The organism is Flocculibacter collagenilyticus (assembly GCF_016469335.1).
GTDB lineage: Bacteria > Pseudomonadota > Gammaproteobacteria > Enterobacterales > Alteromonadaceae > Flocculibacter > Flocculibacter collagenilyticus.
Genome location: NZ_CP059888.1, coordinates 1,775,274 through 1,790,990 on the forward strand (window position 1 = coordinate 1,775,274; position 15,717 = coordinate 1,790,990).

The 15,717-nt window shown below is 38.9% G+C and carries 13 protein-coding genes; 9 read left to right on the forward strand and 4 right to left on the reverse strand.

The features are described 5' to 3' along the window. The first annotated feature begins 24 nt into the window (after positions 1-24). Positions 25-1,203 carry a trans-sulfuration enzyme family protein gene (locus HUU81_RS07960; RefSeq protein WP_199611687.1) on the forward strand — a complete coding sequence of 393 codons (1,179 nt, stop codon included), beginning with the start codon at positions 25-27 and terminating at the stop codon, positions 1,201-1,203. A gap of 73 nt (positions 1,204-1,276) precedes the next feature. Here HUU81_RS07960 and HUU81_RS07965 read toward each other — a convergent pair whose 3' ends face one another. Then, complete coding sequence (locus HUU81_RS07965; RefSeq protein WP_199611688.1) at positions 1,277-1,525, reverse strand: YkgJ family cysteine cluster protein; 249 nt, start codon at positions 1,523-1,525, stop codon at positions 1,277-1,279. Between the two features lie 171 nt (positions 1,526-1,696). On the opposite strand from HUU81_RS07965, the gene HUU81_RS07970 reads away from it, so the two are divergent. The 6 genes from HUU81_RS07970 to HUU81_RS07995 all read left to right on the forward strand — a co-directional run bounded on the left by HUU81_RS07970 (position 1,697) and on the right by HUU81_RS07995 (position 9,896). Further along, positions 1,697-2,749, forward strand: coding sequence for a DUF2066 domain-containing protein (locus HUU81_RS07970; protein ID WP_267983423.1), 1,053 nt, complete (start codon positions 1,697-1,699; stop codon positions 2,747-2,749). Then, positions 2,749-3,450, forward strand: a complete 702-nt coding sequence (gene hda, locus HUU81_RS07975) for a DnaA regulatory inactivator Hda (protein WP_199611690.1) — start codon at positions 2,749-2,751, stop codon at positions 3,448-3,450. The genes HUU81_RS07970 and hda overlap by 1 nt, the downstream gene beginning before the upstream one ends. Before the next feature lie 114 nt (positions 3,451-3,564). Then, positions 3,565-4,545: a phenylalanine--tRNA ligase subunit alpha gene (gene pheS / locus HUU81_RS07980; protein ID WP_407644838.1), complete on the forward strand. Its 981-nt coding sequence runs from the start codon at positions 3,565-3,567 to the stop codon at positions 4,543-4,545. Positions 4,546-4,559: 14 nt separating this feature from the next. Next, entirely contained in the window at positions 4,560-6,962 is a 2,403-nt protein-coding gene (gene pheT / locus HUU81_RS07985; protein WP_199611691.1) for a phenylalanine--tRNA ligase subunit beta, read from the forward strand. A 2-nt stretch (positions 6,963-6,964) separates the two neighbouring features. Beyond that, positions 6,965-7,261 carry an integration host factor subunit alpha gene (ihfA, locus tag HUU81_RS07990; RefSeq protein WP_199611692.1) on the forward strand — a complete coding sequence of 99 codons (297 nt, stop codon included), beginning with the start codon at positions 6,965-6,967 and terminating at the stop codon, positions 7,259-7,261. A 271-nt stretch (positions 7,262-7,532) separates the two neighbouring features. Beyond that, positions 7,533-9,896 carry a bifunctional diguanylate cyclase/phosphodiesterase gene (locus tag HUU81_RS07995; protein WP_199611693.1) on the forward strand — a complete coding sequence of 788 codons (2,364 nt, stop codon included), beginning with the start codon at positions 7,533-7,535 and terminating at the stop codon, positions 9,894-9,896. Positions 9,897-10,003: 107 nt separating this feature from the next. Here HUU81_RS07995 and HUU81_RS08000 read toward each other — a convergent pair whose 3' ends face one another. The 3 genes from HUU81_RS08000 to HUU81_RS08010 form a co-directional block, all read right to left on the reverse strand. Continuing rightward, a complete protein-coding gene (locus HUU81_RS08000) occupies positions 10,004-10,393 on the reverse strand; it encodes a hypothetical protein (protein WP_199611694.1) in 390 nt (129 codons plus the stop codon). A 251-nt stretch (positions 10,394-10,644) separates the two neighbouring features. Next, positions 10,645-13,290, reverse strand: coding sequence for a TonB-dependent receptor plug domain-containing protein (locus HUU81_RS08005; RefSeq protein ID WP_199611695.1), 2,646 nt, complete (start codon positions 13,288-13,290; stop codon positions 10,645-10,647). A gap of 212 nt (positions 13,291-13,502) precedes the next feature. Then, positions 13,503-13,880 (reverse strand): hypothetical protein, encoded by a 378-nt coding sequence (locus tag HUU81_RS08010; protein WP_199611696.1) that lies wholly within the window; start codon positions 13,878-13,880, stop codon positions 13,503-13,505. A 194-nt stretch (positions 13,881-14,074) separates the two neighbouring features. Here HUU81_RS08010 and HUU81_RS08015 point away from each other — a divergent pair, with 194 nt between their 5' ends. Then, positions 14,075-14,836, forward strand: coding sequence for a Nif3-like dinuclear metal center hexameric protein (locus HUU81_RS08015; RefSeq protein WP_199611697.1), 762 nt, complete (start codon positions 14,075-14,077; stop codon positions 14,834-14,836). A 24-nt stretch (positions 14,837-14,860) separates the two neighbouring features. After that, positions 14,861-15,688, forward strand: coding sequence for a methyltransferase domain-containing protein (locus HUU81_RS08020; RefSeq protein WP_233520597.1), 828 nt, complete (start codon positions 14,861-14,863; stop codon positions 15,686-15,688). Positions 15,689-15,717: the final 29 nt, after the last annotated feature.

The following is a 15,717-nucleotide window of genomic DNA, read 5'->3' on the forward strand; positions in this document are numbered from 1 at the left end:
TTCCAACAGGGTATTAAAAATAATATGAGTGATGATAAAAATTTAGCGTTTTCAACACGCGTGATTCACGGTGGTCAAAGCGTCGACCCAACGACTGGCGCAGTAATGCCTCCTATTTATACAAGTTCTACATATGCTCAATCTAGCCCAGGCGAGCATCAAGGATTTGAATATTCTCGCTCACATAATCCTACTCGATTTGCGTACGAAAGATGTATAGCTAACCTTGAAGAAGGTAAAGCAGGTTACGCATTTGGTTCAGGTATGGCGGCTACGTCAACGATTTTAGAGATTCTAGATGCTGGTTCGCACATTATTGCGATGGATGACTTGTATGGCGGTACTTACCGCTTGCTAGAAAACGTTAGAAAACGTACGGCAGGTCATGACGTTACCTACGTTGATCTAACTGATATGAATGCGTTAGAAGCGGCAATGACACCTGCTACTAAAATGGTTTGGCTAGAAACACCATCAAACCCAATGTTAAAAATGGTAGACATTGAACGCGTAAGTGCACTAGCTAAAAAGATTAATCCAAGTGTGATTGTTGTAGTAGATAACACATTTGCTACGCCTTATAACCAAAAACCATTGAACCAAGGTGCAGACATTATTATGCACTCAGCAACCAAGTACATTAATGGCCATTCAGATATGGTTGGCGGTATGGTTGTTGTAGGTGATAACGATGAACTAGTAGAGCAAATGACTTACTTGCAAAATGCCATAGGTGCAGTTGCAGGGCCGTTTGATAGTTACTTGGCATTACGTGGTGTTAAAACGTTAGCACTTAGAATGAAACAACATAATCAAAGCGCAATGGAAATTGCTCAGTGGTTAGAAAGCCATGACGCGGTTGAAAAAGTGATTTATCCTGGTTTAGCTTCTCATCCACAACATGAACTTGCTAAAACACAAATGACGGGCTTTGGTGGAATGATTTCCTTTTTTGTAAAAGGTGATCTTGAAGTAGCACGCAAGTTTTTAGAAAACTTGTCAATTTTTGCCTTAGCAGAAAGCCTAGGTGGTGTAGAAAGTTTAATTGAACACCCTGCAATTATGACGCACGCTTCAATTCCTCCTGCTCAACGTCAAGAGTTAGGTATACATGATAACTTTATTCGCTTATCGGTAGGTGTAGAAGATACACAAGATCTAATGAATGATTTAGATAACGCATTTAAAGCAGCTGTAAAATAAAAGTGATACGCTAATTTTGCGATGACCGCCTAAGCTTAGTTACTCAGGTCTTAGTTGCTCAGGTTATAGTTACTCAGGTCATAGCCTCTAGCACTTCAATATTGTATAGCGCTTCAGCATTTGTGGTTCCACATATGTCTAATGAAGCGCTAAACATACCGCAAACCTTAGGCCTTTCTTTTTTTCCAAATAAAAGACATAAATTATTTTCATCAAGCTGAACACAGCGCTCTCCAGCTTTCTTACCATTTGGCATACCAGGAATCGAAGAGCTAATACTAGGTGCGATACAGCAAGCGCCACATCCTAATCGACATTCCATTTTTACTACTCATAAGCTATTAATTGTCGCTTATTATACGGTGTGCAGATTGTATGCAAAATAAAAAATTGTCATCTTGTAATAAAAGTTCGTTTTGCTTTTATCGCTAATCATTTATCATAAAGAGAATAAGTTTGATTTCAGTGAGATATAACATTGCACTTCACCAGAGTGGCTTTACTACTAATTTTTTGCACAAGTCTGTTTTTTAAACATGCTTATGCAGTAGAGGTAACTGCGTTGTATGACGCTAAAGTACCTATTAAAAGTCAAGCGCGCGATGCAAGAAGAGTGGCATATCAAGATGCGCTAAAACAAGTGCTGGTTAAGCTAAGCGGTGATTATAGCGTTTTAGAGCTACCTGAAATTAAATCTGAAATTAAAAACGTGACAGATTACCTACTAAAATTTCAATTTAAGCAAGACGATAATCAACAAATGCTATATGCGGAGTTTGAGGTTGATAAAGTCAATCGATTATTGCTAAAAGCCGGAGCAAACCTGTGGGGGACTCGACGTCCACTCGCTGTTATTTGGTTGGCGATTGAAGAGGGTGAGCAGCGCTTAACGGTGTCTGAAGATAGTTTCCCCATATTAGTAAAACAGCTTAAAAGTGGCGCAGAGCGAAGAGGTTTGCCTGTTACCATTCCTCTTATGGATTTAACCGATATAAGTACCGTAACCATTACAGATATATGGGGGCGCTTTTATGAGCCGCTTCAGCAAGCTTCAGAGCGTTATGGTGCTGAATCGATAGTTAGTGCAAGAATGTATCCGGCAAAAGATGAAAATGCCCGGGGCAGTCAATGGACGCTAGAATGGACTATTTACCAACAAGACAAGCGTGTAACGAATACTATTGAAGGTGACAGATTCAGTTTGTTAAATGAGTTACCAGAAGCACTAGCAGATTACTACGCACAAGAATATTCAATTAAAGCTGACTCGTATGATCGCGACCGAGTCGTTAATGTAACAATTTATAATCTACATTCGGTTGCAGATTTGATTTATGCAGAACGCATTTTAAATAGCTTTTCTTCTATTGGCCGTACAAAACTGGTATCACGTTACCAAGACCATGCGGTATTTGAAATCGATTTGGTTGGTTTACCAATGGACTTTGTTCAGGCGTTGGATTTAGATAGCAAGTTCGAAAAAATATTTGATCCATTGGCTGATCAGTCAGAACAGCAGTTGATTGAATATCGGTGGGTGAAGTAATGCCTCAGCCGCAACAAATCGCGTTACCCGTAACGCTGCCAGATGATGAAACGTTTACCAGTTATTGGCCTGCTGGTAATGAAGTTGTGGTTGATCACTTAAAAAACAGCCTAAACCAGCAACATGCCTTTAGTTTTACTTATTTGTATGGTTCGCACGCGGTGGGTAAATCACACTTACTTTACGCTAGTTGCGTAAAGGCACAAGAAAAGGGCCTTTCAAATATGTTGTTGCCAATGTCGCAACTAATTAATATGTCGACGGATGTGCTAGCTGGCCTACAAAACTTAGATTTAGTGTGTATTGAACAATTCGAACTGATTGAAGGGAACAAGCATTGGGAACAAGCAATGTTTAACTTGTTCAATAGTTTAAATTATCCTAGTAAAACATTGTTAATTGCATCAGCGAAACCGGTAGATAGTTTAGATATTAAATTAAAAGATTTAACGTCGCGGTTAAAATGGGGAACAACATTTCAGATTAACCCATTAAGCGACGAGCAAAAGGCATTAGCAATTCAGCACCGCGCTTCATTAAGAGGGCTTGAATTATCAGAGGAGTCTGCCGCTTTTTTAATTAATCGACTTGATAGAAATATGACCAGTTTAATTGAAACATTAGACAAGCTAGACCGTATTTCAATGCAGAAACAACGAAAACTGACAATTCCTTTTATAAAAGACGAACTTTCACTATAAAATTTGCTATTTATTCACAAAAAACATAGCTCCTAAACCTCAATTTTTGTACCATATTCCCCCTTTAATATTTGAACAATGCTCAGGACCCGATAAATTAGGGCAGAGGAAATAATGAATTTAGCAGAACTAGTAGAGCTGGCAAAGTCGGCCATTGAAAGTGCCAATGATCCGGTATCTTTAGATAATGTCCGCGTTGAATTTCTTGGAAAGAAAGGCAAGTTAACCGAACTTTTAAAGTCCCTAGGTAAAATGGCACCTGAAGAGCGTAAAACTGCAGGGCAAGAAATTAACCAAGCGAAGCATAGTGTACAGCTACTTTTAAATGAAAAAAGAGAAGCATTAGCTGCCGCTCAACTTGAAGCAAAACTGGCGTCAGAAAGCATTGACGTTACATTACCAGGAAGAACCATTGAAACGGGTGGCCTTCATCCTGTTACAAGAACAATTCAGCGTATTGAGTCTTTTTTTGGTGAGCTTGGTTTTGAAGTTAAGCAGGGTCCAGAAGTGGAAGATGATTTCCATAACTTCGACGCGTTAAATATTTCAGAGCATCATCCAGCTCGTGCTGATCACGATACCTTCTATTTTAATCCTAAAACGGTTTTACGTACGCAAACTTCTGGCGTTCAAATACGTACAATGGAGCAAGAGCAACCACCACTTCGTATTATCAGCCCTGGTCGCGTATACCGTAATGATTACGACCAAACACACACGCCAATGTTCCACCAAGTGGAAGGTTTAATGGTTGATAAGAACGTTAGCTTTGCTGAGCTAAAAGGTATCATTAACGATTTCTTAAATAACTTCTTTGAAGAAGAGTTAGAAGTTCGCTTCCGCCCTTCATATTTCCCGTTTACCGAACCTTCAGCTGAAGTAGATGTGAAAGGTAAGAACGGTAAGTGGTTAGAAATTCTTGGCTGTGGCATGGTGCATCCAAATGTACTAAAAGCAGTCAACATAGACCCAGAAGAGTACACTGGTTTTGCTTTTGGTATGGGTGTAGAGCGTTTAACAATGTTGCGTTACGGCGTAAATGACTTACGTTCATTCTTCGAAAACGATTTAAGACTTTTAAAACAATTTAAATAAGCAACGGATAAACAATGAAATTCAGTGAAAAGTGGTTAAGAGAATGGGTTAATCCACAAATTGCAACTAATGAGCTAGCTGAACAGCTTTCAATGGCTGGCTTAGAAGTTGATGGTGTTGAACCCGTTGCTGGTGATTTTACAGGCGTAAAGGTTGGTAAAGTTGTTGAATGTGGGCAACACCCTGATGCAGACAAATTACAAGTAACTAAAATCGATATTGGTGAAGATGAGTTACTTGATATCGTTTGTGGTGCTAAAAATTGTCGTCTAGGTTTAAAAGTAGCTGTGGCTACAGTAGGCGCAGTGCTACCAGGCGATTTTAAAATTAAAAAAGCAAAGCTACGTGGCCAACCTTCATTTGGTATGTTGTGTTCAGAATCTGAATTAGGTATGGCAGAGTCAGCGGATGGCATTTTAGAGTTGCCTGAAGATGCACCAGTTGGTCAATGTATTAGAGAGTATCTTTCATTAGACGATTCAGCCATTGAAGTTGATTTAACGCCTAACCGCGCTGACTGCTTAGGCATGATTGGTTTAGCACGTGAAGTAGGCGTGTTGAATAATGCAAATGTAAATGAATTAACGTTCAACAATGTAACCCCGTCAATTGATGACACTAGGGATATCACGTTATCTTCACCAGAAGATTGTCCACGTTATTTAGGGCGTGTGATTAAAAATGTTGATGTTAGTGCGTCATCTCCACTTTGGCTAATTGAAAAATTACGCCGTAGTGGTATTCGTTCAATTGACCCTGTTGTTGACGTAACCAACTATGTATTACTTGAGTTGGGACACCCAATGCACGCTTTCGATTTAGACAAAATTGAAGGTCATATTGATGTTCGTTTGGCAAAACAAGATGAAACACTTGTTTTGTTAGATGGAAACGAAGCGAAGCTTAAAAAAGATACGCTGGTTATTGCAGATAGCGAGAAAGCGTTGGCAATTGCAGGTGTATTTGGTGGAGAGCACAGCGGTGTAAATTCAGACACCACAAATATCTTTTTAGAAAGTGCATTCTTTAGTCCAGAAAAAATGATGGGTAAAGCTCGTGGATTTGGCTTACACACTGATGCGTCTCATCGTTATGAACGCGGTGTTGACCCTGAGCTTCAGCGCACAGCAATGGAGCGAGCTACCCAGCTGTTAGTTGAAATTGTTGGTGGTGAAGTAGGCCCTATCGTTGAAGCTAAAAGTGATGAACATATTCCTCAGGCCCGCCCAGTAACGTTACGCCGTGCAAGACTTGATCGAGTACTCGGTCTGACGATAAATACAGAAACGGTAACAGAAGCACTTACCCGTTTAGGTTTTGACGTTAAGTTAAGTGATGAAGGCAGTGAAGCTGAAAAGTGGGATGTGGTTGTTCCTGCTTACCGTTTTGATATCACTATTGAAGAAGACTTAATTGAAGAAGTTGCACGTATTTACGGTTACAACAATATTCAAAATATCTCGCCTAAAGCGAGCTTGGTGATGAATAAGCATCAAGAGTCTAACATTGCCTTATCTCGATTCAGAGATATGCTGGTTGACAAAGGTTATCAAGAAGCGATCACATACAGCTTTGTTGATCCTAAAGTACAAAGCATGCTGCACCCAGAAAGCGAAGCAATGATATTGCCACACCCTATTTCAATTGAAATGTCGGCAATGCGCGTAAGTTTATTCACGGGTTTGCTTCAAACTGCGGTATACAATCAGAATCGCCAACAAAGTCGAATTCGCTTATTCGAAACAGGCTTATCTTTCATTCCTGATGAAAACGCAGAAAATGGTGTACGTCAGCAACCACGCATTGCGGGTTTAATTGCAGGCTCAGCATTTGGCGAACATTGGAATTTAGAATCACGTACTGTTGATTTCTTTGATCTCAAAGGAGATGTTGAAGTGGTTCTGTCGCTGATGGGAACAACCTCTGTAATAGAGTTTAAACCTGCAAAACATTCAGCGCTGCATCCAGGACAAACGGCTAACATATATGTCGATGGGCACGAAGTAGGTGTGATCGGAGCGGTTCACCCAGAATTTGAGAAAAAATTAGGATTAAATGGCAAAACCTTTGTTTTTGAACTAGATTTAAACGCTATCAGCAATAGAAATGTGCCAGAAGCGATGGAGGTTTCAAAGTATCCATCGAACCGCAGAGACATCGCTGTAGTGGTTAAAGAAGAGGTAAATGCAGGAAATTTACTTTCTTTAATAAAAAATATTGGCGCAAATCAACTAGTTGACCTAAAATTGTTCGATGTATACCAAGGTAAAGGTGTTGAGGAAGGTTATAAGAGTCTTGCGATTGGCATAACTTTACAAGATCAGCACAAAACTTTGGAAGACAACGAGATTAATGACTCGATGACGAAAGTAATTGAGGCGTTGCAAACTGAATTTAACGCGACTCTGAGGGATTAACTATGGCGCTTACCAAGGCCGATATAGCAGAACATTTATTTACCAAAATGGGATTAAATAAGCGTGATGCTAAAGAACTAGTAGAATCTTTTTTTGAAGAAATTCGTTCAGCTTTAGAAGAAGGGGAAGAAGTTAAGCTTTCGGGATTTGGTAACTTTGAAACGCGTGACAAGAAGGAACGCCCAGGGCGTAATCCTAAGACGGGCGAAGATATACCAATTTCGGCAAGACGAGTTGTGACTTTTCGCCCAGGCCAGAAGCTAAAAGCACGAGTTGAAGTGGGTACTGATAAAAAGTAAACACTATTTAAAAGTTATATACTATAAGAGAAAAGGCTACCTATGTAGCCTTTTGTATTTAAAAAGCACTTACCAATCAATTAACTGCATTGGTTTAATTTTAAAATCAATCTTTTAATTAACATTAAAAGCCATATTATTATCACTCCATAAACGTTTTGATAATTATGAAAGTGGTTAACTCCCTAGTATCATGTATATCAACTAAACTTAAACGGTCTCCAGTGAAAACTCGTCTTTTACTTTGTTAGATAACCAAGGCAATACTGTTATGCAGTCGAACGTACATCATATTGATGAACAGATAGACTTTGTTAATTTTATTAATTACGTCGCAACCTCTCTTTTTGAATTAAATAAAACGGACGAAATATGTAACTTTATCGCTAAGGCGGTAGTTACTCATTTGGGTTACGAAGATTGTGTGATTTATTTATTAAATGACGAACAGCAGGTATTAACGCAATTCGCCTCTTATGGTCATTCAACCGTGGATGGAGTTTATGTAAGCCATTTAACTGAAATACAAGTAGGTGAGGGCATTGTAGGAACTTGTGCCAAACTGGGAAAACCACAACTTGTTTCCGACACGCGAAAAGATGAACGCTACCGAGTAGATAATTTACCGGCGTTGTCAGAGCTTTCAGTACCCATCTTATTTGAAGATAAAATACTTGGGGTAATCGATTGTGAAAGTGCTTGTGCAGAATTTTTTGACAAAACCCACCTCAATATTATCACCACAATCAGTGCAGTATTATCATCAAAGCTACATAAAACATTTGCACTGGCAGATTTAAAAAAATCTGTTGTGCGTTTAGAAAAGGCAGAAGCAGTACAAAAAGCACTGTTTGAAATTGCATCCCTTACATATACAGCTACCGACATAGGAGATGTCTACAAAAAAGTCCATCACATTCTTGGTAGGCTGATGCACAGTGACAACTTTTATATTGCACTGTTTGATCAATCACTAAACAAATTAAACTTCCCATACTATCAAGACGAGAATTCAGATATTTCACCTGATGAATACTTTTCTGAATCTGTTTTAAAATTTAGTTTAACAGGCAAAGTTTTTCGCGATAAAGCCCCTTTGTTAGCCACAAAAGCACAATTACAGGCGTTGATTGACAGTGGCGAGTGTAAGCTGTTTGGGGGGTTAGCAGAATCTTATTTGGCGGTGCCTTTTAAAAGTGGTGATTCTGTAGAAGGCGTTGTTTGTATCCAAAGTTATAATGCCGACATTCATTACAATGAATCGGACAAAGAGTTACTTACATTTGTATCCCATCATATTAGTAACGTACTAAAAAAACTGATGGCAGAGAAAGATCTCCAAAAATTAGCTTTGCATGACAGTTTAACCGGCCTACCAAATAGACTCTTGTTATTAGATCGTATCGGCCATGCTTTAGATAACGTTAAGCGCACTCATGATGCGATTGCTGTTTTATATTTAGACCTCGACCACTTCAAAATGGTCAATGACACGCTGGGACATATGATAGGAGATGCATTTCTTATTGAGGCGTCGAATCTATTACAAGAGTGTATTCGCGAGAATGACACGCTCGCGCGGTTAGGTGGAGATGAATTTGTAATTCTACTTGAAGGCATTAAGTTAAAAGACGAAGCGGAAGAAGTCTCGGCCAGAATTATTCAAGCGTTTAATAACCCTGTAGACGTTGGCGATCATAAAATTAATACGTCTATTAGTATAGGTATTGCTTATCCCTCTGATGAAACCTTTGATAGTCATGAAATACTTAAAAAAGCGGACATCGCCCTTTATGCGGCAAAAGCGGCAGGACGTAACAATTATCGAGTATATCAAGATGGTGTCGGAGAGTCGTATTTGACAAGATTTGAAGCACAGATGAGAAGGGCAATGGAGCGTGAGCACCTAAGAATGTCTTATCAGCCGATTATTAATTTGAAAAATAATAAAGTGGCGGGCTTTGAGTCTCTTGTACGCTGGTATGATCCTGATAAAGGTGTGATCCCTCCCGACGATTTTGTGCCATACGCTGAAGAAAACCACCTAATTGGCTTGATTGACATGTTCGTTTTAGAACAAGTTTGCAGGCAAATAAAAAAATTAAAGCGCAGTTTTAAGTTCAATGGTTACGTTAGCGTTAATATTTCTGGCGAGACTTTTTCGAGTGATAGCTTTGATCAAGTTGTTTTATCAAAACTCGAGGAAATGAACATTAAACCAAAACATTTAGCCATTGAACTTACCGAGCGAGGCTTAATTAATAATATTAAAGCGGCGAAAAGTAATATGAAAAATCTGCGTTCTGCAGGTGTAAAAATATTTATCGACGATTTTGGTACAGGCTATTCTTCACTTAGTTATTTGCATCAATTCTCAGTAGATGCTCTAAAAATAGACAAGTCGTTTATTCAAACATTACAAGACAAGTCGAGCGAGAATGCCATTGTTACTACAATTTTAGCGTTAGCGAAGTCGTTAAAAATAAAAGTGATCGCAGAAGGAATAGAACTAAAAAAGCAGCAGCGCTTGCTAATAGACCTCAACTGTCATTTCGCTCAAGGTTACTTATTCTCAAGACCGTTAGAGCAAGATAAGCTTTCTGATATATTAGAAAAGAATGAAACAAGCGCCTAAAAACGCCTCGGCGGCAGGTTGATCAAACTCGCCCGTAATTTGATAAATAACGTCACTGTTTTTATTAGTTAGATAAATGCGATCATAATCTTGGCTCACTTGTTTGATTAGTGAGTTAAAAATTGGAGAGATGACAAAATTTCTTCTGCGGCAAACTGATCAAATTCACCATTTATTAGATAAATCTCATTACTATTTTTTTGCGTTAAGTAAATTCGATCATTCCTTTTATGTGCACCAACAATTGAAAAAGCAAAATAGTAATCCTTTTGATAAATAGAGATGTGATCATCATTTCTGATATCGAATGTTGCTTCAATTAGGCTTTTGTCTTGCAGTGGTAATGCATTATTAGCCAGTGCTAAAAAGAACTCAGTTACCGTTAAATTATATCTACGATGTAAATCAGAAATGGCGATATGAGAAGGGCTAGAGCCTAATACCAATTCAACATCTTCCGTTTTTATAAACGCTTTCTGTTGAGACGTTCCTAACATGCTGATTTTTCTTAAAACGTGCGGACTAGCGCAATAGGTTACATTACTAACAGATATAAATATGTCATTAGGGTTACAGTTGCTTTTTGGAAAGTCTTTAACAGTTTGTGCAACGGAATACTGAGCGAAGAACATTATTATTATTATAAATAAACTTTTCATTTTGGTGCCAAATGATATGAAAGAAAGTCTTAGAAAATAAACAGCAAAAAGGCGCAAACTGCGCCTTTTAGAAGTATATCATTGATAAATTAGAACTTATAGCTCGCTTTTACATATGCAAAGCGGCCTTGCCCACTATGAGTTGTGTTAACAAATCCCATAAAGTCGTGATGGCTAAATGGAGGTTCTTCATTAAATAGATTCGTTGCACCAATCGTTAGTGTGGTGTTTTCGAAGCCTAAATAACTAAATGACGCATCAACAGTAGTCATAGAATCGACCGTTTTGTCACCAAAACCTGCATCAGCATCGCCTTTAAATTCATCAATGTAGTTTATTGCTACACTGGCAGCCATATCATCTAACAACCAGCTAGAAGCTAACGTCCAGCGCATTTCAGGTTGCTCAAAGTCGCCTTCTTGCTTGTTGATACGTCTGTCTGCACCTGTACCACGAATGTCTTCAAACTCTAATACGTAGTTTAAAACATAAGAGAATTCGAAATCACCTACATCAGTTTCTAAACCGTATTGAATATCAAAATCTAATCCTGACGTGTTTAAATCACCGATATTTTGGTAAGAGTCAAAAATTCGAACTACTTCACCTGGATCATTAGGGTTATCACTTGGTAAACGTTCAACAACTGACGGATCTGCGCCAAAGTTGGTAAACACAAACTGAGTATCTGAATCAATTAGATCTTCAATTTCATAATTATAATAATCTAAACTGAAGCTTAATTTTTCGTTTACTTCAAATATCATTCCTAAGTTATAACTTTCTGATGTTTCTTCTGAAAGATCAGGGTTACCCGCGAACACAGCTGTGTATTCTTGAGGTTCACATGCCTTATTGATGTTGCCAACAGCACTACAGCGGACAGAATCTACAAGGTTTGGTGATTCATCAGTTTGACCTAGACCAAGTTGGTGTAATGATGGTGCTCTGAATGCTGTACCATAAGAGCCACGGAATATAAGCTCATCTGTCGCAGCCCATCTAAATGCAACTTTAGGATCGGTAGTAGTACCGAAGTCACTGTAATCTTCATGACGAACGGCTAATTGAAGTTCAAAGTTTTCAAATACAGGAATTGCTAGCTCTGCAAAAACGGCGGTGTTATCACGTTCGCCGTTTGCGCGAGTTGCCTCTGTACCAAAAATGTCGCCACGTAAAAATTGGTCATCCGGATTATCGCTAATTGCTTCTTCACGGTATTCAGCACCTAGTGCAAGCATCATAGGTCCGTGACTCATATCCATAACAGGGCCAGATACTTTCGCATCAAGCGTTTTGTTAGTTGATTTACCAATTCGCGTAGTTGTTGTTTCAATAAAATCTAAGGCTTCTTGTGAGTTTGAAGAAGGTTCAAACGGGTTCCACAAGCCACTGTCAATGGCTTCTTGAATGCGTCTAGAGTTCGGGAACCCATCTACACCACGTTCAGTAGATTCGTTTTTGATGTAGCTATACGCCACTTCCCAGTTCCACTCTTTGATTTCACCTTTTAAGCCAACAATTGCACGGTAGTAATCTGAGTCCACTTCTTTTTTACGATTACCGATATCTACTGTACGGCGGCGCATGGTTAAATCTTGTTGGTAAAATTCATGATCAGGTTGATTTGCAAACGGGTGGTTTACGTTATCGCCCGACATGAACAGCTCGTTAAAGCTTGGGCTACCAGCGCCCTTTATAGTTGAGCGCGCATTTTGGCCATTAAATTCAGTGAATGCCAAAATGTCATTGCCAATCTCAAATTTACCCATATAGTTAAAACTAAAGCGCTCTGCTGAAGGCACCATAGTCATTACTGGGGCATAGTCATAGCGGCATAAGCTATAGCCTGTTAAGTTTCCATCTGAGTCTCTGTCGTTAGTAATCATATCCGCTGGACAGGTGTCGCTACCCCATACGTCAGCATGGCGTTTTGTTGGATCTGAAGCTAATGCAATAGTACCAGGGAAGCCTGAAGAGCTTCTGAAGTCTGTTGCTGAAGAATCGTTAGGTCTTAGAGCAGCTTGGTTTGCAGAACTAGAGTAGTCTCTGTCAGCGTAAAGTATTTCGTCACGCTTATAGTAATCTAAAATAAATGTATGGCTGGATTTGTCACTTGTGCTTCCCCAAACCACGCTTAGGTTTTGCTCGTCACCACCGCCGTCTGCAGTTGTGCCTGCTTTACCTGAAACTTCTACGCCATCAAAGTCATCTTTTAAGATAATATTGATTACTCCTGCGATAGCATCTGAACCGTAAGTAGCAGAAGCACCATCTTTTAGGATTTCAACACGTTTAATGGCTGATAATGGAATATTATTGATATCAACGAATGCGGTATCAATGCCTTTTGCGAAAGGAGAAACAGAAACACGGCGACCGTTAACAAGAATCAATGTTGAGTCGGCACCCAGTCCACGTAAAGAAACACTTGAGCCACCGTTAGCGGTGTCATCACTGCTGTTTCCTTGTGTTGAGAATGTACCTTGGCCAGACATCGGCATTTTGGTAAATAAACCAATTAGGTCTGTTACACCAGCCTTGTTTATGTCTTCTTCATTTATCGTGGTTACTGGGGATGGGCCTTCCATATCTTGTCGTTTAATATGAGAACCCGTGACTTCAATGCGCTCAATATCAGAATCATTTTCTTGTGCTAGCGTGGAGGGGGCATGAAGTGCAATACTGACGGCACTTGCACTTAACGCAAGCTTAATCATTTTTTTAGATTTCATCCTTTCTTTCCTTTTATCTTGTTATACCTGTTCTAATTTTTTATAAGAATTCAGGGTATTCAAAGAATACGTTAATTTTTATAACACTTTTGTAATGAAAGGGCTAGGAATGAAATTGTTAAGAAATATAACTGCTTATCGCATTAAGTAATAATAGGCTGAAATTCACAGCCTATTATTTATGCTGGCATGTTAATTGGTGTATTTATTCGTTAACGAATGCCGCGAGGAAGCGTGCATTGATGATCTTTTTCTTCTAGTTGCTTTTGCCAAAGCGCTTCTGCGGTTAGCCCGCCACTTTTCGAAGATTTTTTCTTAGTTTTAGCGGCAGATTTTGCCTTGGTCGCTTTTTTAGGTTTTGCTTTTTTACCCATATTAGTTCGAGTATCAGCAACAGGTTCAGTCACATCTTCTGCATAGGTTGTACTGAGCTCATCGGCTAATTCGTTTAAGTCAGCCAATCGCATGTTTTTACCACCATCCACACTATACCACCCACTTTTTACTTCAAGATCTGGCTGTTTGCCATTTGCTGCAACATAAGCGGTTGTAAATTTTTCAATTACTTCATCTTTATCTAGATTTGTCATCGTAACCCCTAAAATAACTTATTGTGACTTTGTACTGTTGAACTTTTGAGGTTGAGCTAAATGCAATCTTAAAAGTTCAACAGTCCTTACTAGGTATAGAAATAAATTGGTTTTATCGCAATTAATAAGACAAAAACTTTCATTTTTACTAAAAAATCTAGACAATCAGCATCATTATTACAAAGGGGGCAAGCATGACCATTAACCGCAATGAATTACAACGTTATTTAACTGACTTATTAAAACCTTGGGAAGTTAAAGATTTTTGTCCAAACGGCTTGCAAGTAGAGGGTACAGACAGTATTCGTAAAATTATAACTGGAGTAACAGCGAGTGAAGCGCTAATAGATAAAGCAATAGAAATGAATGCTGACGCGATACTCGTTCACCATGGTTATTTTTGGAAGGGTGAACATCAACCTATTACTGGTATGAAGAAAACCAGAATTAAAAAGCTAATTGAAAATGACATAAATTTGTTTGCTTACCACCTTCCACTAGACGTTCACCCTGAATTAGGAAATAACGTGCAATTAGCAAAGTTATTAGATATTCAAAATATTGAAGGTTTAGAGCAGGGTCCTGGACCAAGTATTCCGTTAAAAGGCGAATTTACCAACCCAATTTCATTAGACGAATTAACCCAACGCATTGAGAGTACATTAAGTAGAAAACCACTGGTAAATAGTGGTGGAAACTTTGATATAAAAACCGTAGCTTGGTGCACAGGCGGTGGTCAATCGTATATCGATTTAGCAGCACAACAAGGTATTGACTGTTTTATTACCGGCGAAGCATCCGAGCAAACGATTCATTCATCCAATGAACAGCGTATCCATTTTATCGCTGCTGGCCATCATGCTACTGAACGTTATGGTGCAAAATCACTCGGTGAGCACTTAACTGAAACCTTCGAGCTTGATGTACAGTTTATAGATATTAATAACCCTGTTTAATTAAGCAACAATGAGAAATATAGTTTGACTAGTGACAGCAAAAAGCTCGGCAACATTAAGCATGGCAACACAATAACAAACGATACTAGCTTTGATCAAAGCAGTAAAAAGTTTAAAAAAAACATTTATGGCACAACCAAAGGTAAACTGCGCTTAGCAGTGCTTAAGCGAGATTTAATGGATATTCCAGAGTTTGCCGCAAAGCCTTTGCGCATTTTGGATATTGGCTGTGGGCAAGGGCAGTTGGGGGTGTGGTGTGCCTCATTGGGTCATGAAGTTGTATTTAGCGATGTTTCAGAAGACATGCTTACAGAAGCCTATCGAACATGCACAGAACAAGGCTTGTTAAACTCATGTAGCTTTGTTGCTGGTTCACTACAAACAATATTACCCCAGTTACAAAAAGACCATCAAGCATTTGATATTATTCTTTGCCATGCCGTTTTTGAATGGCTTGATGAGCCAAAAAAAGCGTTGAATCTACTGGTAGATACACTAACCGATAATGGCCATTTATCATTAATGTATTACAACCAAATAGGTAAGGCGTTAGCAAATATTTTGTACGGGAACTTTGAATATGTAAATGCTGAATACAAAGCAAGAAATACTGTGTTCTTAAATCCTCAAAATCCGATCAATAGTAATGAGCTAATGGCGTGGATATCAGAACTCCCATTAAACTGCTTATTTAAAACCGGTGTGCGCTGTTTTCACGATTATACAAGAGATCGTAATTTGCCCAGTGAGCGGTTTGATGAATTAGTCAACATAGAGCTATCGCATAACCGCCAAGAGCCATTTGCATCTATTGGCCGCTATACCCACCTTGTACTCAGAAAGAATGAATAACCCTATAACTTAAAATTTCGACAGGAAAA